The sequence below is a fragment of the Paenalicyclobacillus macrosporangiidus genome (assembly GCF_900116805.1).
Lineage (GTDB): Bacteria > Bacillota > Bacilli > Alicyclobacillales > Alicyclobacillaceae > Alicyclobacillus_H > Alicyclobacillus_H macrosporangiidus.
In genome coordinates this window covers 92,049-111,621 of the sequence record NZ_FPBV01000012.1, presented here as the reverse complement: position 1 = coordinate 111,621, position 19,573 = coordinate 92,049, and the positions used below count along the sequence as shown (strand labels likewise).

Genomic DNA, 19,573 nt, shown 5'->3' with positions numbered 1-19,573 from the left:
TCACACAAAAGACGCCGCAGGGAATCGTGGTGCAGCGGACGGAGACAACTGAAGTACAACGGGAGATTCTTGGTGCCCTGCAGGTCGCGGAGCCTTCGCGAATTCTGGGCATCCGTATGAACACGCCGCTCGGGCTGTAGTTACTACACGAGTTATCCACAGGTCTTGCGAATCCATGTCGGGCTTGACTTCGCGGGACTTTGTGTGACTACCAACTGTCGAACTCGGGTCACGGCCAATGGTGAAATCGTGTACCATCAATGACTGTTTGCAAAAGCGGTTACCCGAACACCGAGCATGGGTCGAATGAATGCCTCATTTTCCAGATGTCTGCTGGAGGTGATGTGAGTGGCTTGGTTAAACGGAACACTGAAAGTCTTGCTGTGGATCCTCGTCATTTTCCTCGTGTGCCTTTGGGTTTCCCACCACGATATCAGGTTTAGCCTGACTGCAGCCATCGCAGGAGGCGTCATGTCCGTCATCAACCTGAGGAGAGAAGCCCAACGGCGAAACGAACCACGTGCACAATACACCACCTTCTGGTATGTCATTGGGTCCACCCTCGTCTTTGGCATCGCAAGTTTGGTTGTCGGATGGATCATCTATCGGTGATGAAATCAATCTATGTGGTGGGTCCCCCTCTCACACGTCGCTGCAGGATCTTTCGAATCGTCTAGGCGATTCTGTCGTCTTGCCGTAGAGTGTCATTCCGATCCTCTAGCTGGGTTCTCCATCATCCTCTCAAGCTCTCCAATCCATGTGCTGTGGGGCAGGTGTCGCTTCAATGCTTCTGCCAGCCACATCTTCGCGCCAGCTTCCAAATTTGGTGCATGATTGCGAAAATCCAACTCGTCTTTGAGCCGTGGACTCTTCGCCTTAAAAAGAAGTTGCCACTCAGGAGCTACGAACGGGCGTCCGCTTCCATCATGGCGTGAAAAGCACTCGTACGCCATCCAGATCGTTGGGTCACGGCGAAACAGAACCCTATCCCCCACCTTATCAATCAACAGAACTTCCACTTCGGTACCGCCTCTTGAAAAATGTAGTTCGTGTCTCGGTGACAATGTATCTCGTTCGGATGAGCAGGTGACCACGCGATGTGTCCCGGGAATGACCACCTCGCGGTCCCAGCCTTGAAAGTAATGTAAGAGTGATGCCACATCTTCTCGAAAGACGCAAACGTCTAAATCATCATGTTCACGGGTGACACGACCTAATGCCAAATCCAGTGCCCAACCACCCACAATGAACCACGGTCGGCTGAAGGTTTCCATTACTCGTGTTATCTCAGCCAACGGAGTGAAATCCATCGTGCGAACCTCTTCAGAAGTTGACAACGAAGCTCAACCCCCCCGAAGTGATTTTTCCACGTTCGTAGATCCGGAGCCGTCATCCATGGCGAATCGGCTTATCGATCAGGGATACTTCGTCATCCCAAGGAACGGCGCTGATGGTGTGATTGGCCCAGTCATCTCAGGATTGAGTAACCAACTGCATGGCACCCATTCGGACGGATTGTCCACCGTTTTCCACCCCGCTCGATAATGTGCCTCCTCCACATACCCGCATGTTCGCGAAACCCTACGCATGGCAACATTGTCTTGACGGGTGATTGCCTCAATACGAGCGACTTCCGGATAGTTCTAGAATACATAATCTGTAAGCCATCGCACTGCCTGTCGCCCAATTCCCATCCCACGGTAGTTACTTTTGATCCGAATATCAAACATGGCCGTTGAGTCGAGTAGATCGTACAGTCGCACCAGCCCCACGGGACCTTGCTCTTCCACCAGGATCCAGAATGTCTTCTTGTCATCACCGTGAAAGACACCCTGATCGGTCCAATATAACGCGGTCTCGACCGATACATTCGGATGAGAGAAGTTATCCCAAGTGTCCGCTGAAAGCCATTCCGCGAGTTGTCGTTTCTAATGGATCATGATCTCGGCAAATTTTACACAATGAAATGATGCCATTCCGATCGGTTCTCTCCCGGTTCTTCTCTTACGCTCTCCAGGTCATGATCTGACGTCAGCACAGTTCTTGACTCGGCAGCTTCGCCCAGGCTACGTCCCTGATGGGCTCTGAATCAGATCACATCTTGTGACCATATGACATCTCCTCGCGAAACTAGGGACCAAGACAGATAGGTTATACGAACGTTCCGAACTAGCTGCAACACACAGTGGACACGTGCTTTCGGTTAGTCGGCCAGGATTTCGACATCGGTGGCAGTCAGTCTTTGGCTGTCATTTGCGTGTGGCTTTTCAACCAGGATAAATGAGACTTTCTGACCTTCTTTAAGAAAACGAAACCCAGTAGGAAACCTGACAGTGTCTGGTCGAATCTCTGTGTAGTGGACAAAGACATGATTCCCATCTTGTCCGTCCAGCATGATGCGACCGTAGCCTTTGTCCTCCTTGTACCACTTCACTATCCCTTCTCTTCTCTGCACCGTTCGGCACCCCCCCTGTAGTATGAACGGAGTAACCACGAATCGGTAAAACGTCACAGAAAATTCTTCCTCTATTTGGTTTTTATCACTCCTATGGCCACTATCCTAAGAACCGCCACGCCACCCCCAGCTGTACCAGCTCATTGGCGGAACAAGACATGTTCCATGATCCTTCCACCGGTTTCAGAAAAGGAACGAAGCGGGCCGACAGTCACGAGACACCTTGCCAACTTGATGAGAGGTTCTGTTATCAATCCCGCTCCCCTCCCTCATGGTGTAGCTGCTCTATAAATCGCAGGATCTCCTGCCATGACTCGGCCGACGCAGCGTTGTTTGCCCCAGGTGTCCCCCCATTCATCCGCAGTTGTGTCGTCGGCACCCCGGGAAATCGAATGACGTGCCCAGCATGCGGATAATCCAGATGAACACACCTATACGGAAACCCATGTTCACTTAACCGCCGCTTGATCCTTTCACAGTGGAGAGTGCTTGGCCACCAATGATCATCTCCTGAAGAGATCAGCAGTATAGGGCCATGGATGCGCTCGACCGGGATTTCATACCTTTCGATACCATCCGCTTCAAGAAGAGCTCGTCGATGTACCTGGTCGATCCCCCGCCCGTTGCGCAGACTGCGCTCTGCCTCAGCGCATAGTTCGTCCGACCATGGAACAAACGGGAGCGGCCTTCCGTCGACAGACCACGAAGAATATTTCCTGTATCCTCCTGTCGGACGTTGCTCGACATCTCCAATACACACAACCGAGCTCGGGCTTGACGCAATGACAGCAGCGACTTCTGGATACTTGGAACCTAGGAGAAGCGTCAATTCGGCACCCTTGGAGCGCCCGTAAACAACCACTTGTCCATTACATGCTGGGTGATGTCGAAGCCAGTGGATAGCCTTCTCAAAGTATTCAAGTGGAATCTCTCGTAAATTCGGAAGCAGGTGTTCGAAACGAAAATAGGCTAGAGCCAATGCGGGATATCCATGCGAGGCCAACAATGCGGCGTACGTCATTGGTGACGCTAGGCCACCTTCCCCACCCCCGAGAACAATGAGTCCAAGAGCCGGGGCATTCCCGTTCCGGATGAATAACTTCCCGACCATATCTAGTTTGGTAATGTTGAGCATCTGAACATCTGGATCATAAAGTCTGCGGATGCAATCTGCCGTGCAAAGAATTTCACCATTATACTCAACACACAGTCGCACCACAGTTTCTGCAGGCCCATATCGTAACTCTCCATTTCGAATCACCGGAGTGTATTGGATATCTTTGATTGCCATAGACCAAAATAAGCCCATGCCATCGGCGCAATCATAGCTCCCAGAAACGGGCTTCTGGGTATCCAGGTCTATGCTGCCGTTTGAGTCGGCAACAAATACGGCCGAGGAACGAGCTGAGCAAGTGAGCCCAAGAACGTTGTTTGTGACTGCCGTGACGGTAACATACGAATGTGGTTCCAAGCCATCGATTTGAATATGAACTGGTTCGTCTATCAAGCTGACTTTTGGTCTAATTTGCATAGTGACTTTGATGACGTTCACCCCTCTCGGTCACCGTGCGGTTACTTAACCGGTTGTATTACTTACCAGAAGTTCCGCACTAATCACTTATACGCCGTGACCCTCAAGAACGAAGACACACGCGATGCAACGGGATGGGGTGTTTTCCGCGAAGGTGTGCCATCGGGAGGAATAAACGCCTCTCGCCCGGTAATTCCTAAATCACCTTCGTGAACGTAGCCAATGGTAGCAAGCCGTTGGATCGCTGTCTGAACATCAGATTGGGTGTACACTACGGCATCTAAGTCAATAATCGGCTTTGCCGCCAGACCCGGAACCGATGTGCTCCCGACGTGTTCTACAGTGACAAGGATATCGCCTAAAATCGAATAATGGAATCGCGTATCCGTTCAAACATCTGTACCCAACTGGGATTGTACGCAACGACTGTTACATTGGAACCCACAGGGACTTTCCTCCCCTCACAACATGTTGATCAAATGACGCAGACGGAATTTTTTGCGTATTACTGCCCATTACTGCAACAAGCATAACACATACAACTCGAATAAATATGCGGCAGTTATACATACGTGACCGCCGCGTTTTTGTGTAAATTGAAACCGCGGAATACATGGGGTGCCAGTCCATCTACGTCACAAGGACTGAGGCCCAATATCTAACATGACCATCCCATACGTTCACACAATCCAGATATCTGAGCAATGTGGTGCCTGTTATGCCATACAAACCTGTGTAGCGCCGTGTCGAGACGGATAACCCCCAATGTTGAATGGGCAAGAGTACAACGGAAATCTTCGGGATGGAGGGCCCACAGTAAATGCGAAAAGCGCCTATGTAAGACCTCCAATAGGATCAGGGACTCGCCAACAGGAATCTGACGATAATCAGGCAGCTCAGCCCACAGGTCCTCCCGATACGGCGGTGAGCTTGGCGTATCTTCCGTCAGCCCCCGCTTGAACCGTATGTATGCATTCATGTTGTTATCCGCCAAGTGATGCACCACTTGTCGAATCGTCCATCCCCCCGGACGATATGGCGTTTCCATCTGTTCCGGTGTCAGCTTTTCCACAATGGCACGCAGGGTTGCAGGCTGAATTTCGATCTCTCTGATCAACTGGTTCCTATCCTCATCGCTAATCTCCAGGACGGGGTGGTACATGCCAATGGGATAGCGCAAGTCCTCCACGTTTTGATGCTCCTCTCGCGCGGTTCAGGAAGTTCTGCTGAAAATCGTAAGAGAGACAGCTTGATCGCGCTTCAATTCGTGTGGTGATTCCTGACAGACAAACAAACCACCATCACCGCGAAAACAGCCGCAATGATTGCCGACACCCACAGCCCATGCGTCCACATGGGGGCACTCGCCAGATAGCCGTGTGGCATTCCAGGCATGAGTTTTGGCGAGCGAAGTTTCAGCAAATACACATGTTTGTAGTAACCATATCCGAAGTAAACGGTCGATAAGAAAGAAAGCACAAGAATGACGAGCGACACACGCAATGATGTTCTTGACTTCACGGGAGTCCCCCTCAATTCCATCTTAATGACTAGAGACGGACAAAACGCATCATTTGTGTCAACCATGTTCCATTTTATTACGTTCCATCAGGAAGTCGTGCATGATCTGGCGGCGCAGGGAGCCAACGGGGGTCGAGCGGACCATTCTTCACCTGCTAGGGCGGCAAGGTGCCATTGGACAGGTCATCGTCAAGACCACGCGGTAACGCGAGAAAACACGTCATGGATCCCGGGGCTTGTCAAATCATAGAAGTTTTCGTTCAATAACAATAACCATATATGGTGACCGGGCACAGTGGCATCCACATGATGATACGGGAGGCAGCGCACAGGTTCGTAAAAGTCTATCGATACCGACTTCGTCCAAATGCTTGGAATGATTATGTAACCATTCAGGCACAGGCGGCCGAAGTCTATCGGCAATTCGTAGATTACCGTGCGATATACCTACGAAGTAATCAAGATTCCAGTGAAATCATCGAGCTGAACTTCTTTCCGGACGAAGAAAGCTATCACGCCGCCATCGAATCGGTGAACCAAGAACCCCTCATCCACTCGCTTTTCGCCAAATTCAAAGAGGTGATGGCAGAGGGTACAGAGATCGATGAACAGGAATATACGCAGGTTCTGCTCCACCTGAGTTCCGGGTCTGTATAAGCTCGTCATGCCCTGGGACGAAGGGTGCCCCAAAATCAACGGGCCTGGGCTCCCCCTGTCGCCTGTCACGCTGCCGGTGGCCGACATCAAACGAGCGTGTTCATCCATGAACCCTATACCGAGAACCACGGCACACAGAGGCCGTGGTTCTCGTTGCGTGTGACGATACCGCACCCACAAACGCTTGCCCTGCTGCACTTAGCCGATCTTGTACTCCATTCTCAGTTTGTCTGCGATCATGGCGATGAATTCCGAATTCGTGGGCTTCGTCTTGGAAGCGCTGACCGTATATCCGAACACGTTGCGAATGGCATCCATGTTGCCCCTTCCCCAGGCCACTTCGATGGAATGGCGGATCGCGCGCTCCACCCGAGAAGGGGTGGTTTTGAACCGTTCAGCGATGCGAGGGTACAGAGTCTTCGTGACGGAACTGAGGATTTCGACATCGTAAAAGACAATTCCGATGGCTTCGCGCAGGTAGTGGTATCCCTTGATATGGGCGGGTACCCCAATCTCATGGATGATCTGGGTGATGGCCGCGTCGATGGACCGGCGGTGCACGGCCGCCAGGTTGATCTGACGGTCCAACGGGAACATCACGCCAGGCACTGCGGCGGGCGCCGCCTGCGCTTCCTGGGTCACTTGTCGAATGCGCTCAATCAAGACAGGCATGTCAAACGGCTTGAGAATGAAGTACGATACCCCGAGCTCCATGGCGCGCCGCGTGACAGTCTCCTGCCCGAAGGCGGTCAGCATGATGACTTTCGGAAGGGGTTCCATCTCCTCGACCAACCGCTCCATCACGCCGATGCCATCGAGCACGGGCATGATGATATCGAGCACCAACACGTCTGGCGACCGTTCCCGGATCAGGTCCAGGACATCGTTTCCATTGTGCGCCACCCCGCAGACCTCCATGTCGTCCTGCGAGGAGATGAACTCATTCAGTATTTCAGTAAATTCCTTGTTGTCATCGGCGATGAGAATTTTCAATACAGACACGGTGCCTCCCCCTCGGCGTGAGAATCACGCTTCACCTAATTCGACGGCGAGGGGTCATGTCCTGCCAAATCTTATGGAAGACTTTTCGCCTCCGAGCCCATTTTTTCGACATCGTTCGACACCCACCCGCGAACGCTGCAACCGGCAGCGTGGTTCAGCGTTACGCAGCGCTCTCAAGAGGGCTTCCCCATTCACGGCCAAAACCGGGGGAGCGAACCCCCGGTTCTCGTCGACGTCAACAGGGGTGCCATCCCCAGTCAAACCGGCTGCGACGGGCCTGTCCCACCATAGGCCGCTGAACTGCCGACCGGCTCCCGGTTTGATTCCCGGTTTGAACCACGGTCCGGGAATGTTTCACACTTTTGCAGCATCCAGGCGGCGTACACCCCGTATCCCCGCGTGGGATCGGACACGAACACATGGGTCACGGCCGCCGCCAGCCGCCCGTCCTGCAGCAGCGGACTTCCCGACATCCCCTGCACAATCCCGCCCGTCATCCGCAGCAGCCGCGGGTCCGTGACGTGCACGACCAGGCTCTTCGTGCCGGGACGATCCTGGCGCGCCACGTTTTCAATTTCCACGTCAAAAGCTTCCACCTGCTGCCCGTGGATCACCGTGAGCAACTTGGCAGGCCCGGGATGCACCTGTTCCGGCAGGGCGACCGGCACTTCCTTGGAGAGATACGAAAACCGCGGCAGCGCATCCATTTCGCCGAACACCCCGTAGTCGGTGTTGACGTCGATGCGCCCGATCTCGTGGACGGACGCCAAGAAACGGCCCTGCTTTTCCCCGGGGTGGCCCGCGGTGCCGCGCACCACGCCGGTGACCTCGGCCTCGTGCACCGAACCCCATCCCTCTATCGGCTGACCCGTGTCCACGTCCGTGATGAGGTGACCCAACGCCCCGAAGCGATGGTGGTGCGCATCGTAAAAGGTCAGCGTGCCGACACCCGCCGTCTTCTCTCGCACCAACAACCCCAGACGGCGGTATCCGTCCGATCCGGTCGCAGGCGTCAAGACTACCTGCAGGTGTTCCGCGCCGCGGCGCACCGAAAGCCGGACAGGCCCCTGCACGGCATTGGCTTCCCGGCGCAGATCCCGCGCTTCGTGCACCGGTTTCCCGTCGATCCGTTCGATGACGTCGCCGATCCGCAAAGCCATCCCCGGAGGGGGGCTGAGCCGGTCCACCCGCTGAAAGCCGACGACAATCAGCCCATTGCTGTGCAGGCGCACACCGATGGACTGGCCGCCGGCGAAGACGCGTTCCTGCGGTACGACATGTACGTGGAGGGCCTTCCAGGGAAGAAATCCGAACAGACGAGTCGAGATGATGGCATCCCCCAACTCCCGGGGGGTGACCTCAAGATCGGTCTCATGCCCGCGCGCCAAGACCGGCTGTGCGCCGACGACGCGGGTGTCGGATGAGACCACCACGGCCTTGCACGGCAACCGAAGCGGAAGAATGGTGTGTTCCCCAATGGGAATGTGGATCTCGCCGGGAAGGCTTGCCAACTGCTGTACCGGCGGTGTGAGGCACAACAAGCTGAGCGCCGCCGCGCAGAGCTTGCGCACGTGACTGCTGCAACGTCGGCCATGCCGCATCTGTGTCAGCGCCCCCCTTCGTGGCACCCCCTGAGCGTTCCGGTGCTACCTAAGGTGCCCCCGCGGGAAGGCTTTATGATGCACAAAAGTTGTGCGATCCGCTCGCCTGCGCCACCCGAGCCGAATCCCGGCAGGCGCCTCAGCTCTGCACACGCCGGTCTAACAATGCGCGCGCATGTGCCACCGCCGTCTCGTCGGCCGCCCCTGCCCCGATGAGGCGTGCCAGCTCCCGAATGCGCCCCTCCTGGTCTAGCGGGGAGACCTGGGTGAGGGTGTGCGTCTCCGTCTCCACCTTGACGATCTCGAAGTGCTCCGCAGCGGCAGCGGCAATCGGGGCGGCGTGCGTCACACACAGCACCTGGTGCCGGCCCGCCAGCCGGGTCATCTGCTCGGCGATGGCCAGTGTCGCCTGGCCGCTGACCCCCGCATCGATCTCATCGAAAATCAGCGTGTCCACCTCGTCGACGTCGGCCAGCGCCGCCTTCATCGCCAGCAGCGTCCTGGACAACTCCCCTCCGGAGGCCACCTTCTGCAAAGGTTTCAGTTCTTCCCCTTTGTTGGCGCTGAACAGAAACTGAACCTGATCCGCGCCGTCCGCTCCGAACCCGGTGCCGCTGCGAGTGGTCTGCCGGTTCACGGCGATCTCGAAGCGCGCCGAGGGCATGGACAGCGTCCGCAACAACGCCTGCACCTCGGCCGCCATCCGGCGTGCCGTCTCCCGCCTGCGTTCGTGCAGCCGGTCGCAAGCGTCGGCCAGACGGCGCTCGCAGTCCGCCAGGCGGGCTTCGAGTTCAGCCGTCTCCTGTTCGTGATTGACCAACCGGTTGTACTCTTCCCGTATCCCTTGCAAATATGCCAGCACATCCGCCTCCGTGGCGCCGTATTTCCGCTCGAGCGCCCGGATCTGGGCCAGCCGCTCCTCAACGCGCTCCAGTTCCGCAGGGTCCGCCTCCAACCGGTCGAGAAACCGGCGCACCGCGTGGGCCGCTTCCTCGGCGTGCACCTGGGCCGTCTCCAACAACTCCGCCGCGTCCTTCATCCGCGGGTCAAAATCCGCGGCGGCGGCCACCTCCCGCGCCGCCTCCGCCATCAGGGCGACCGCGCCGGAGGAGATTCGGTCCCCACCCATCAACGCCGCCACCGCCGTCTGCAGGGAGGCCGACACGCGGTCGACGTGCTGCAGCAGGCGCCGTTGTTCTCTCAGCACCTCCTCCTCGCCTGGCCGCGGGTTCACCCGCTCAATCTCCTCCATCTGGAACCGCAGCATGTCGATGCGGCGCACTCGTTCCTGCTCATCCATGCGCATCCGTTCCAGCGTTCGCCGCAACTGCGACCATTCCGCGTACAACTGCCCAACCTCGGCGAGGAGGGATTGATGGTTGCCGTAGAGATCGAGCGCCCGCATCTGCTCCTCGGCCTGCAGGAGGCCGTGGTATTCGTGCTGGCCATGCTGCTGCACCAACAGGGACCCGAGCTCCCGAAGCATCTGCACCGTCGCCATGTGCCCGTTGATTCGGCACACCGACCGGCCTCCCGCGTGCACCTCGCGCGAGATCAGCAGATCCTCCTCCGCCTCGATGCCCCACTTCGACAACCGCTCCAGCACGCGCGGACGGACCACGTCCGACAGGTGAAACAAGGCTTCCACGCGCCCGCTGTCGGCCCCCTTGCGGACCAACTCCGCCGACGCCCGCCCGCCCAAGAGCAGTCCGATGGCATCGAGAAGAATCGATTTTCCAGCCCCCGTCTCCCCGGTGAACACGGTGAGCCCCGGGCCGAGGCGCAGATGCGCCTCGTCAATCAGCGCGATCCCCCGGATGGACAGCTCCGACAGCATCCGCGTTTTCCCCCTTGACTCGTCAGTGGTTGTTGCCGCCGTGCAGCTTGCTTCGCAGCACGTCAAAGAACTCCCGCTTGCCGAGTTTGACGAGCACGGTGCGCGCCTGGGACTCCCGAACCACGACCTCGTCCCCCGGACAGAGCGTCACCCCAACCTGCCCGTCCATCGTCATGCCGACGTCCCGATGGGTGGCGTGGACGACCAATCGTACCTGTTGCCGGCTGTCGATCACGCACGGGCGAGCGACCAGGGTGTGCGGACAGATGGGCGTGATGAGCATGACTTTCAATTGCGGCATGAGGATGGGGCCGCCGCACGAGAGGGAGTAAGCGGTCGAACCGGTGGGGGTGGAGACAATCAACCCGTCCCCGCTGTAGGAATCCACAAATACGTCGTCCACGTACACGTCCACCGTCACCATGCGTGCGAACGACCCTTTGGCAATGCCCACGTCGTTCAGGCCAATCAGGGTCTGCTCGGTCCGCCCCCTCCGGGTCAGCGATGCCTCGAGCATCATCCGCTCTTCGAGGGCATAGTCGCGGGCCGCCACGCGCCGCACCGTGTCCTCCAGATTCGCCGGTTCCGCCTCGCTGAGAAACCCCAGATGCCCGGCATTGATGCCGAGCAGCGGCACCCCCAACGGCGCCAGCTGACGCGCCACCCCGAGGAGCGTGCCGTCCCCGCCGAGGACGAAGGCCAGCTCGGCCTCGCGCAAGGCGGAAAGGTCGGCGTCCGCGTGCCGATGTCCCGTCTCGAAACACAGGGTGCGCAATCCCGCGGCGCACAACAGCTCTTCGAGTCGGGCTTTCATCTCCACCGCCCTCGGTTTGTCCGGATTGACAAAAACGGCGATGGTCCGCACACAATCCCTCCTGTCCAGGCGCTCACACCCCGTGGAACAAGGCGAGGGCGGCGAGCATGCCACCGAGGAACCACAAACTTCGGTTGACCATCCTGCGCCATCGAAGCGACGGGGGATGCGTGAGCTCAAAGTCCACATGGTGAACCTGCTCTCCGTCGACGTCCATATGCAACAGCCCATGCACGCCGAACGCCACGGACACGGGGTACCACTCGGCGCGCAGCCGGGTTTCGGTCACCGCCTCTGACCGCGACCGAGCAAGGATGACGGCGAAATAGCGCGCCCCCTGGCGGACGATGAAATCGGCGGACAGCGGCCATTGGTAGTGGTCGGTCCCGTAATACCCGTGCCATTCACATCGCGGGTGCACCGCGACGATGGTGTATCCGTTGTCCTCCAACCAGTGGCGGGCGGCCTGGTAGTGCCCCTCCAAGGGCACTTGGCTGCTCCGTCCCACCCGGTGGAACAGCGACCGGAACACCGCCAGCGCGAACAAGGCGCAAAAGAGGATCGCCCACACATCTGTCCCCTGCATCCGGACCGCCCCTTTGCCTCACTGAGGGATTCCACAGAGGCAAAGCAAGTTCCTGCCGCGCTGCGCACGCCGTACCTGTGGGCGCCACAACCTTCACGCCTTGGGCGATCCCGGCGGTCCTGACCGAAGCGCCGCCCACGCGGCCGTCACCACCTCCGGCACCCGGTCGGACACCGCATCCGGGGCCGGTTGACCGGTGATGCGCCAGCAGGCCAAAAATTCGATGTTCCCGTCGCCGCCCGTGATGGGCGAATAATCGAGGCCCACACACTGCATGCCCAGCTCGCCGGCGGCACCGAGGACTTCGGCCAGCACGCGCCGGTGCACCGCCGGGTCGCGCACGATGCCCCCTTTGCCGACCGATTCCCGGCCGGCCTCGAACTGCGGTTTGATCAGGCTGATCACGCGGCCGCCCGTCCCGAGGATCTCGAGCAACTTAGGAAACAGGAGCCGAATGGAGATGAACGATACGTCCATCACGGCGGTCGATGGCCGGGGCTGGAAGACGGCGGGATCGACGTGGCGAAAGTTGGTGCGCTCCATCACCACCACCCGCGGGTCCTGGCGCAGTGACCAAGCCAACTGCCCGTACCCCACGTCGACCGCATACACCAACCGCGCGCCGTGTCGAAGGACGCAGTCCGTGAAGCCCCCAGTGGATGCGCCCACGTCCAGGACCACCTCATGCGCCAAGGAGACGCCAAACGACCGCAGCGCCCGTTCCAGCTTGAGGCCACCGCGGCTGACGTACGGGTGTTCCGGCTGTTCGACCTCAAAGACCTCTTCTTCCTGGACCTGCAGTCCCGGCTTGTCCACCACCGTGCCATCCCGGCGGACCAAGCCGGCCATGATGGCGCGCCGTGCCGCCTCCCGGCTGGGAAACAACCCCCGCCGATGCAGCAGCACGTCCAGACGTACTTTTCGGTTGCTCATGTCACACTTCGACCCGGCGTCCGCGCTGCGCCGCGCGCACCGTCCGCAGCGCCGCATCCGCCACGCCCTCGGGGCTGAGTTGGAAGGCCATCAGCAGTTCCTCCCGGGATCCGTGCTCCACAAAGACATCGGGCAGGCCCATGCGCGTCACCGGGGAGAGGACCCCCGCGTCCGCCAAGGCCTCCATGACGGCGGAGCCCATGCCGCCAGCCAGCGCGGCTTCCTCCACGGTCACCAGCGGCATGCGTTCCGCGAGCCGCACGACGAGGGCATGGTCCAATGGTTTGACAAACCGCATATTGACCACCGTGGCCTGGATGCCGTGTTGATCCGCCAGCCGCTCGGCCGCCGCCTCGGCGACTCGGACCATGGGGCCCAGAGCCAACAGCGCGACATCCGATCCTTCGCGGACCACCTCCGCGCGTCCTACCGGAAGCATCCGCAGCGATTCATCCAGCGGGACGCCCTCGCCGTCGGCCCTCGGATACCGCACGGCCACCGGCCCTTCCAACTGCAGACCCGTGTACAGCATGTGGCGCAGCTCGTTTTCGTCCTTCGGCATCATCAGCGTCAGGTTCGGCACCGTGCGCAGATACGCGATGTCGAAGGCCCCCTGGTGCGTCTCGCCATCGGCGCCCACGAGGCCGGCGCGATCGATGGCGATGAGAACAGGGAGTTTTTGGATGCAGATGTCGTGAATCACCTGGTCGTAGGCGCGTTGCAAAAACGTCGAATAGATGGCGAGCACCGGCCTCTTGCCAGCCGCCGCCAAACCGGCGCAGAAGGTGGCGGCGTGCTGCTCCGCGATGCCCACGTCATACAGGCGCCGAGGGAACTTCTGTTGAAACTTCCCGAGCCCCGAGCCCTGGATCATCGCCGGGGTGACCGCGACCACCCGTTCATCCGCCTCCGCCAGCCGCGTCAGCGTCTCGGCGAACACGCTGGAATACGAAGGTGCCGCCTTCCCGCCCGACCCGCTCGGCCAGGCGTGGAACTTATCAGGCGCATCCTCTGCGGAGGGGTACCCTTTTCCCTTCCGCGTGACCAGATGGATGAGCACCGGCCCGCGCAGATGTTTGGCGTCCTCGAGGACCCGGATGAGACCGGGGAGATCGTGGCCGTCGACCGGGCCAAGGTACTTGAAACCGAACCCTTCGAACCACATGCCCGGGACGAACAGATGGCGCATGGAGTCTTTGAACCTCTCCAGCGTCTTGGTCAGCCGCTCCCCGATGGCCGGCACCTTGCGCAGGGCGGCCTCCAGCTCTGCCTTCGCCCGGGAGTAGGTCGGGTCCGTCCGGAGGCGCGTCAGGTACTTGGACACGGCGCCCACGTTTTCCGAGATGGACATCTCGTTGTCGTTCAGGATGACCAACAGATTCGTGCCCAGGTGTCCGGCATGGTTCAGCGCTTCCATCGCCATGCCGCCCGTCAACGCGCCATCGCCGATGACGGCCACCACGTGATGGCGTTCCCCGGACAGGTCGCGGGCGACCGCCATGCCGAGCGCCGCCGAGATGGACGTGCTGGCATGGCCCGCGCCGAACGCGTCGTGCGGGCTTTCAGAACGTTTCGGAAAACCGGACAACCCCTTGTACTGCCTCAACGTGGCAAACTGCTCGCGCCGACCGGTCAGCATCTTGTGGACGTACGCCTGATGGCCCACGTCCCAGACGATCTTGTCCCGCGGGCTGTCAAACACGCGGTGCAGCGCCAGGGTCAGTTCGACAACGCCCAAGTTGGCGCCGAAATGGCCGCCTGTCTTGGAGACGGATTCGATTAAAAACGTGCGGATCTCCGAGGCGAGTTGCAGCAACTGCGCCTCGGTCAGCCGCTTGACGTCCGACGGTTCATTGACTTTTTCCAGCAGCGTGATGCAACACCTCACACGGGTTACGCCCGAGCCCGCTTATCGCCTCTACGGGGAGAGCGTCTCCAAATGCCGAGGATCGATTCCAAGACCTTTGATGCATACAGCACAATCGGCGTCGGCGACTGGATTGCCAGGGTCTTACCGATGGCCTTGGCGCCGACGGTGAACGACGTGACCAGCGCGGTGATGGCGATGATGGTCAACTCTTCCATCCACCCGGTGACCTCGAGCGTCCGGTTCAACTGGACGGCGACCGCCAGTGCGCCGGCGCCGCTCAAGACACCGGCAATATCCCCGACCACGTCGCTGCAGATGCTCGACACCTTTTCGGCGTTCCGGACGATGGTGATGGCCCGTTTCGCGCCGTACACACGTTTGGCGGCCATGGCGTGAAACGGCGTCTCCCGCGCGGCCGCCGCAGCCACGCCGAGCATGTCGAACATCGCGCCGACGCAGACGATGAAGACCACCACCACGGCTCCAATGTACCACGCCACCGTATCTAAAAAAATGGTGGCTGTGTCAAACACACCACCAAGCGGAAACGATAGCGCCGCCACGGACAAAATGAAAGGGAGAGAACCGCGTAGCGTCGTCTTTTTCATTATGTACCCCCGCGGAATGAAGAGCAATGGAGGGTGGCAGCTCTTTGAGTAAACGCTGTGGCTTAGGTCCAGTAGGTTTTCCCAAGGTCGCACCCGCTCGTCGCCAAGCGGGCGGTTTCCCTTTATGCGACCCTTGACAGTGTCGCCAACTGTCAGACTAGATTACCACTCAGTCCACACTATAATCCTCAAAGAGCCCTGCCGTCGCAGACAGTCTAGGCGTTTTCCGCGACAACCGCGACCGTTCCCTAGCCTCTTTTGCAGTACAGATTTCACGCGGCACCGGTGCGGCTCCCTGGCCGGGGAACCTGGCACCTGCTACCCGCGATCCTTCGGCACCACTCAAGGCAGGCTACGCTGCACACAGATGGCCTCCGCATGCAGGTTCATCCCCCAAGCCATAGTCCCCTTTGATGCGGACCACGAACTTGGGCCTCCGCGAAAGCTGGGTCAGGTCCCGCATGCCATTGCGGGTTGCCCAACTTTCTTAACTCCCAGTACCAGCCCAGGGCTGGGCGCCCCAAGCCAACACCAGGAACTTCATCGATGTGCCCTTTGGCGGATTTTTAGCCCCGCCTTCAGGAACGGACGGTCGACTAGAATACTGCGCCACCCGGCTGACGGAACCTATTATAGCATACGCCCAGGGGTCAACATAATGCGCCGGACGTACGCCAGCCGCCGGATTCGGGCAAATACGGCCGTCACCGACACGGACGGAGGCCGCTGCGTATCCGCTCGTCCGCACGCTAGCGGTTACGCTGCACGACGTACGCGGCCAAACCGGTCAAGAGCGGCGCATCGATGCCGGCGGCCTCAAGCGCGGACACCGCGGCCTCATACCGTTCCTCCGCCAGTTGTCGCGTCCGCTCCAGTCCGATGAGGCTCGGATAGGTCAGCTTCTGCATGCGTTCATCCGCACCCGTCTGTTTTCCCAAGGCCTCGGTGTCCCCGGATACGTCCAGCCAATCGTCCACAATCTGAAACGCGTGTCCAATTTCGATCCCGAAGGCCGCCAGCGCCTCCCGCTCCGCCGGACCCAGTGCCGCGAACAAGCCGCCGATGACGACGGACGCCTGAATCAGCATTCCGGTCTTGCGGCGGTGGATGAACGCCAGTTGGTCCAGCGACCCGGTCGTCCGGTTCGCCTCCATATCGGCTTGTTGGCCGCCGACCATGCCGTACGGACCGGCCGCGCGGGCGAGCGTCTGAATCATCTGCAGTTGGCGTTCAGGCGGCACGTTCAACGGCTGGGACAGCAGCGCGAACGCCTCCGTCAACAGGCCGTCTCCGGCCAACAGAGCCGTGGCCTCGCCGAACACCCGGTGATTGGTGGGACGGCCGCGGCGCAGGTCGTCATCGTCCATCGCCGGGAGATCGTCGTGAATCAGCGAGTACGTGTGCACCAATTCGAGGGCTGCCGCCGCGGGCATCGCATCCTCCTCGCGCACCCCGAAGCTGCGCGCGGCCGCCAGGCACAGGATGGGCCGGATGCGCTTGCCGCCCGCGAGCAGGCTGTAATTCATGGCCTCGAACAGGCGGGCGGGCTGGGCGTCAGCCGGAAACACGGTCGCGAGATAGGCGGACACCGCGGCCCCGGTCTCCGCGATGTAACGGTCGACGTCCACCGGCGGGCGGGCGCCCGTCATGCGCCGTTCTCCTCCTTGTCCGCCCCGTCCTCCGCCAGCAACCGTTCAATCTCCAACTCCGCACGATCCAGTTGAGTGCGGCAGAACTGAACCAACTGCATCGCCTCTTTGTACCGCTCAATGGAGTCGGACAACGTCAGCTCTCCAGCCTCCAACAGGCGCACCGTCTCCTCCAGGCGGCGCATGGCGAGTTCAAAGGTCAAGTCGGAGTTGTCCGTCTCCTTGGGCGTCACGCCCTGTGGTGCGGTGTCTTGAGACACGGCGCGTCTCTCCTTCCTCTTCCACAATCTTCGCCATCACCCGGCCGTCGGAAAACTGGACGCGGACCGCGTCTCCAGGAGACAGGGCGCGCGCGGACGTCACCACCTCTTCGGTGTCCGCCCGGTAGACCACGCTGTACCCCCGCTGCAGCACCGCCAGCGGATTGAGTGCCACCAGCGATGCGGTGATCCGCTGCACCCGGACATCGGCCGCGTTCCACCGGCGCCGAACCGCTTGAGCCGCCTCCTGCGCCAGCCCGTCCACCCGCCCCGCCGCGCGCGCCACGCGCTGCCGCAGGTCGAGCCGGTACAGCCGCTCCCGGCTCTGGTTCAAGCGCCGTTCGGCGATTGTGATGGGCCGGCGCACCTGTTGCTGCAGCTGATGCTCGACGACGTCCACCGCCTGCCGGCGCAGATGCACCATGTGCAGCGGATGCCGCAACGCGTGCGCCTGCTGCACCGTCCGCAGCCGGTCGCGGGCACTCCCAATCCGCCAGACCACGGCGCTCTGCGCCCGGTTCGCAAACTGTTGCAGATGCAGGCGCAGATCCGAGACCGCCGGGGCGACCAGTTCCGCGGCCGCTGTCGGGGTCGCGGCCCGCACGTCCGCCACGAAATCGCAAATCGTGTAATCCGTCTCGTGGCCGACCGCCGAAACCACCGGGATGGGACAGGCCGCGACCGCCCGCGCCACCAGTTCCTCATTGAACGGCCACAGTTCTTCCAGGGATCCCCCGCCGCGGGCGACGATGATCACGTCGATGGCCTCCCGCTCCCCGTGGTAACGCACCAGCCGTGCGATGGCCTCCACGATGGTCGGCGCGGCGGTCGGTCCTTGCACCAGCGCGGGCGAGAGCACCACCTTCGCCAGGGGATACCGGCGCCGAAGCGTGCTGCAGATGTCGCGGATGACCGCTCCGGTGGGCGACGTCACCACCCCGATGCGCCGCGGGTATGGCGGAAGGGGGCGTTTGCGCTCCGGTGCGAACAACCCTTCCGCCTGAAGCCGCTCCTTGAGCTGCGTGAAGGCCACGTACAGCGCCCCGATGCCGTCCGGCTGCATGTCCTCCACGTAGAGTTGGTACTGTCCGTCGCGATCGAACACCTGCACCGAGCCGAGGGCGATGACCCGCATCCCATCCTCGGGGCGAAAGTTCAGGCGCCGGTTGCGGCTCGCGAACATGACGGCGCGCAGGCGGCTCGATTCGTCCTTCAACGTGAAATACATGTGGCCGCTGGAGTGGTATTTGAAGTTGGATATCTCGCCCGCCACGTAGCACCGGGCCAGCCGCTCGTCCGCCTGCAGCAGTTGGCCAATCAGCCGGTTCAACTCGCTGACGCTGAACACCTGGGCCGCTGCCGTCACTGCCACGCTTCGTCTCCTCCCCAGCCGCGCCGGCGGAAGCCCAGGCGCACCGTGTTGACCATCAGCATGGCCACCGTCAGGGGACCGACGCCACCCGGGACGGGGGTGATGGCCTGGACGACGGGCGCCACGGCCTCAAAATCCACATCGCCCACGAGCCGTCCGTCCACGCGGTGGATGCCGACGTCCACCACGACCGCCCCCGGCTTCACGTGTTCGGCGCCGATGAGGCCGGGCACGCCCGCGGCGACCACCAGAATGTCCGCCTGCCGCGTGTGCACCCCCAGGTCCGGGGTCTTGGAGTGGCACACCGTGACGGTCGCATCCGCCTGCAGGAGCATCTGCGCCATCGGTTTCCCGACGATGTTGCTGCGCCCGACGACCACCGCGTGCCGCCCCGCGACCGGGAGGCGGTAGTGCTCGAGCAGCGCCATGATGCCGGCCGGCGTGCACGGCCAGACGGCGGGGACGCCGGCGAAGTTGCGCCCCACATTGAGCGGATGGAACCCGTCGACGTCCTTTTCCGGCGCGATCCGTTCAATCACCGTCCGCTCGTCGAGATGCGCCGGCAGGGGCAGTTGGACGAGGATCCCGTCGACGTCCGGATCGGCGTTCAACGTGTCGATGACGCCGAGCAGTTCCTCCGCCGTCACCGACGCCGGCAGGTGCCTGACCTCCCCGGCCAGCCCGATCTTCTCGGCCGTCCGCTGCTTGCCGCGCACGTAGCTGGCGGACGCCGGGTGATCGCCGACGAGCACCACGACCAGCTTCAGCCGCCCCTTCGGCGCCATGCGTTCCAGTTGGCGCCGGACCTTGTCCTGCAGCTCGGCCGCCACCTGCTTTCCGTCCAGGACCACCGCCATCGTCATCCCCTCCAACCCGT

At 60.8% G+C, this 19,573-nt stretch carries 20 protein-coding genes and 1 pseudogene; 2 read left to right on the top strand and 19 right to left on the bottom strand.

All coding sequences use genetic code 11. The features are described from left to right. Positions 1 to 348: 348 nt before the first annotated feature. Positions 349 to 612, top strand: coding sequence for a hypothetical protein (locus BM357_RS11445; protein ID WP_074953221.1), 264 nt, complete (start codon positions 349 to 351; stop codon positions 610 to 612). Positions 613 to 704: 92 nt separating this feature from the next. On the opposite strand, the gene BM357_RS11440 is transcribed toward BM357_RS11445, so the two are convergent. The 7 genes and pseudogenes from BM357_RS11440 to BM357_RS19365 form a co-directional block, all read right to left on the bottom strand. Next, complete coding sequence (locus tag BM357_RS11440; RefSeq protein WP_074953218.1) at positions 705 to 1,310, bottom strand: nucleotidyltransferase domain-containing protein; 606 nt, start codon at positions 1,308 to 1,310, stop codon at positions 705 to 707. A gap of 333 nt (positions 1,311 to 1,643) precedes the next feature. Further along, a pseudogene (locus BM357_RS20720) lies at positions 1,644 to 1,907 on the bottom strand (GNAT family N-acetyltransferase); the annotation flags it as partial. Positions 1,908 to 2,203: 296 nt separating this feature from the next. Next, positions 2,204 to 2,434: a cold-shock protein gene (locus tag BM357_RS11430; protein WP_281245590.1), complete on the bottom strand. Its 231-nt coding sequence runs from the start codon at positions 2,432 to 2,434 to the stop codon at positions 2,204 to 2,206. Positions 2,435 to 2,705: 271 nt separating this feature from the next. Beyond that, complete coding sequence (locus BM357_RS11425) at positions 2,706 to 4,007, bottom strand: acyl-CoA thioesterase/bile acid-CoA:amino acid N-acyltransferase family protein (protein WP_083430436.1); 1,302 nt, start codon at positions 4,005 to 4,007, stop codon at positions 2,706 to 2,708. A gap of 62 nt (positions 4,008 to 4,069) precedes the next feature. Continuing rightward, a complete protein-coding gene (locus BM357_RS20295) occupies positions 4,070 to 4,294 on the bottom strand; it encodes a GrpB family protein (protein ID WP_342741622.1) in 225 nt (74 codons plus the stop codon). A 350-nt stretch (positions 4,295 to 4,644) separates the two neighbouring features. After that, positions 4,645 to 5,175 carry a YfiT family bacillithiol transferase gene (locus BM357_RS11415; RefSeq protein WP_074953212.1) on the bottom strand — a complete coding sequence of 177 codons (531 nt, stop codon included), beginning with the start codon at positions 5,173 to 5,175 and terminating at the stop codon, positions 4,645 to 4,647. Between the two features lie 71 nt (positions 5,176 to 5,246). After that, positions 5,247 to 5,507, bottom strand: a complete 261-nt coding sequence (locus BM357_RS19365; protein WP_139234685.1) for a hypothetical protein — start codon at positions 5,505 to 5,507, stop codon at positions 5,247 to 5,249. Positions 5,508 to 5,813: 306 nt separating this feature from the next. Between BM357_RS19365 and BM357_RS19360 the strand changes: the two genes are divergently transcribed. Beyond that, entirely contained in the window at positions 5,814 to 6,164 is a 351-nt protein-coding gene (locus BM357_RS19360) for a hypothetical protein (RefSeq protein ID WP_139234684.1), read from the top strand. Positions 6,165 to 6,362: 198 nt separating this feature from the next. Here the strand turns inward: BM357_RS19360 and spo0A are convergent, their stop codons facing one another. The 12 genes from spo0A to folD all read right to left on the bottom strand — a co-directional run bounded on the left by spo0A (position 6,363) and on the right by folD (position 19,553). After that, complete coding sequence (gene spo0A, locus BM357_RS11405; RefSeq protein WP_083430435.1) at positions 6,363 to 7,157, bottom strand: sporulation transcription factor Spo0A; 795 nt, start codon at positions 7,155 to 7,157, stop codon at positions 6,363 to 6,365. Positions 7,158 to 7,423: 266 nt separating this feature from the next. Continuing rightward, positions 7,424 to 8,767, bottom strand: coding sequence for a SpoIVB peptidase (gene spoIVB, locus BM357_RS11400; RefSeq protein WP_074953203.1), 1,344 nt, complete (start codon positions 8,765 to 8,767; stop codon positions 7,424 to 7,426). A 139-nt stretch (positions 8,768 to 8,906) separates the two neighbouring features. Beyond that, positions 8,907 to 10,604, bottom strand: a complete 1,698-nt coding sequence (gene recN, locus BM357_RS11395) for a DNA repair protein RecN (protein ID WP_074953200.1) — start codon at positions 10,602 to 10,604, stop codon at positions 8,907 to 8,909. A gap of 22 nt (positions 10,605 to 10,626) precedes the next feature. Continuing rightward, complete coding sequence (locus tag BM357_RS11390; RefSeq protein ID WP_074953197.1) at positions 10,627 to 11,469, bottom strand: NAD(+)/NADH kinase; 843 nt, start codon at positions 11,467 to 11,469, stop codon at positions 10,627 to 10,629. Between the two features lie 22 nt (positions 11,470 to 11,491). After that, positions 11,492 to 12,004, bottom strand: a complete 513-nt coding sequence (locus BM357_RS11385) for a hypothetical protein (protein ID WP_074953194.1) — start codon at positions 12,002 to 12,004, stop codon at positions 11,492 to 11,494. Between the two features lie 93 nt (positions 12,005 to 12,097). Continuing rightward, positions 12,098 to 12,937, bottom strand: a complete 840-nt coding sequence (locus tag BM357_RS11380) for a TlyA family RNA methyltransferase (RefSeq protein WP_074953267.1) — start codon at positions 12,935 to 12,937, stop codon at positions 12,098 to 12,100. Position 12,938: 1 nt separating this feature from the next. Further along, positions 12,939 to 14,825 carry a 1-deoxy-D-xylulose-5-phosphate synthase gene (dxs, locus tag BM357_RS11375; RefSeq protein ID WP_245783960.1) on the bottom strand — a complete coding sequence of 629 codons (1,887 nt, stop codon included), beginning with the start codon at positions 14,823 to 14,825 and terminating at the stop codon, positions 12,939 to 12,941. A gap of 5 nt (positions 14,826 to 14,830) precedes the next feature. Beyond that, complete coding sequence (locus BM357_RS11370; protein ID WP_139234683.1) at positions 14,831 to 15,340, bottom strand: CNNM metal transporter family protein; 510 nt, start codon at positions 15,338 to 15,340, stop codon at positions 14,831 to 14,833. Positions 15,341 to 16,164: 824 nt separating this feature from the next. Further along, entirely contained in the window at positions 16,165 to 17,064 is a 900-nt protein-coding gene (locus BM357_RS11365) for a polyprenyl synthetase family protein (RefSeq protein ID WP_074953188.1), read from the bottom strand. Then, positions 17,061 to 17,267, bottom strand: a complete 207-nt coding sequence (xseB, locus tag BM357_RS11360; RefSeq protein ID WP_245783959.1) for an exodeoxyribonuclease VII small subunit — start codon at positions 17,265 to 17,267, stop codon at positions 17,061 to 17,063. Before xseB ends, BM357_RS11365 begins: the two co-directional genes overlap by 4 nt. Further along, positions 17,257 to 18,690, bottom strand: coding sequence for an exodeoxyribonuclease VII large subunit (xseA, locus tag BM357_RS11355; RefSeq protein WP_425426540.1), 1,434 nt, complete (start codon positions 18,688 to 18,690; stop codon positions 17,257 to 17,259). The genes xseB and xseA overlap by 11 nt, the downstream gene beginning before the upstream one ends. Continuing rightward, positions 18,687 to 19,553 carry a bifunctional methylenetetrahydrofolate dehydrogenase/methenyltetrahydrofolate cyclohydrolase FolD gene (folD, locus tag BM357_RS11350; RefSeq protein WP_074953180.1) on the bottom strand — a complete coding sequence of 289 codons (867 nt, stop codon included), beginning with the start codon at positions 19,551 to 19,553 and terminating at the stop codon, positions 18,687 to 18,689. Before folD ends, xseA begins: the two co-directional genes overlap by 4 nt. Positions 19,554 to 19,573 lie beyond the last annotated feature (20 nt).

Coding starts and splice junctions, on each gene's coding strand:
- BM357_RS11440 (WP_074953218.1), bottom strand. CDS start 1,310: ATGGATTTCACTCCGTTGGCTGAGATAACACGAGTAATGGAAACCTTC.
- BM357_RS19360 (WP_139234684.1), top strand. CDS start 5,814: ATGATGATACGGGAGGCAGCGCACAGGTTCGTAAAAGTCTATCGATAC.
- spoIVB (WP_074953203.1), bottom strand. CDS start 8,767: ATGCGGCATGGCCGACGTTGCAGCAGTCACGTGCGCAAGCTCTGCGCG.
- recN (WP_074953200.1), bottom strand. CDS start 10,604: ATGCTGTCGGAGCTGTCCATCCGGGGGATCGCGCTGATTGACGAGGCG.
- BM357_RS11385 (WP_074953194.1), bottom strand. CDS start 12,004: ATGCAGGGGACAGATGTGTGGGCGATCCTCTTTTGCGCCTTGTTCGCG.
- BM357_RS11380 (WP_074953267.1), bottom strand. CDS start 12,937: ATGAGCAACCGAAAAGTACGTCTGGACGTGCTGCTGCATCGGCGGGGG.
- BM357_RS11365 (WP_074953188.1), bottom strand. CDS start 17,064: ATGACGGGCGCCCGCCCGCCGGTGGACGTCGACCGTTACATCGCGGAG.
- folD (WP_074953180.1), bottom strand. CDS start 19,553: ATGGCGGTGGTCCTGGACGGAAAGCAGGTGGCGGCCGAGCTGCAGGAC.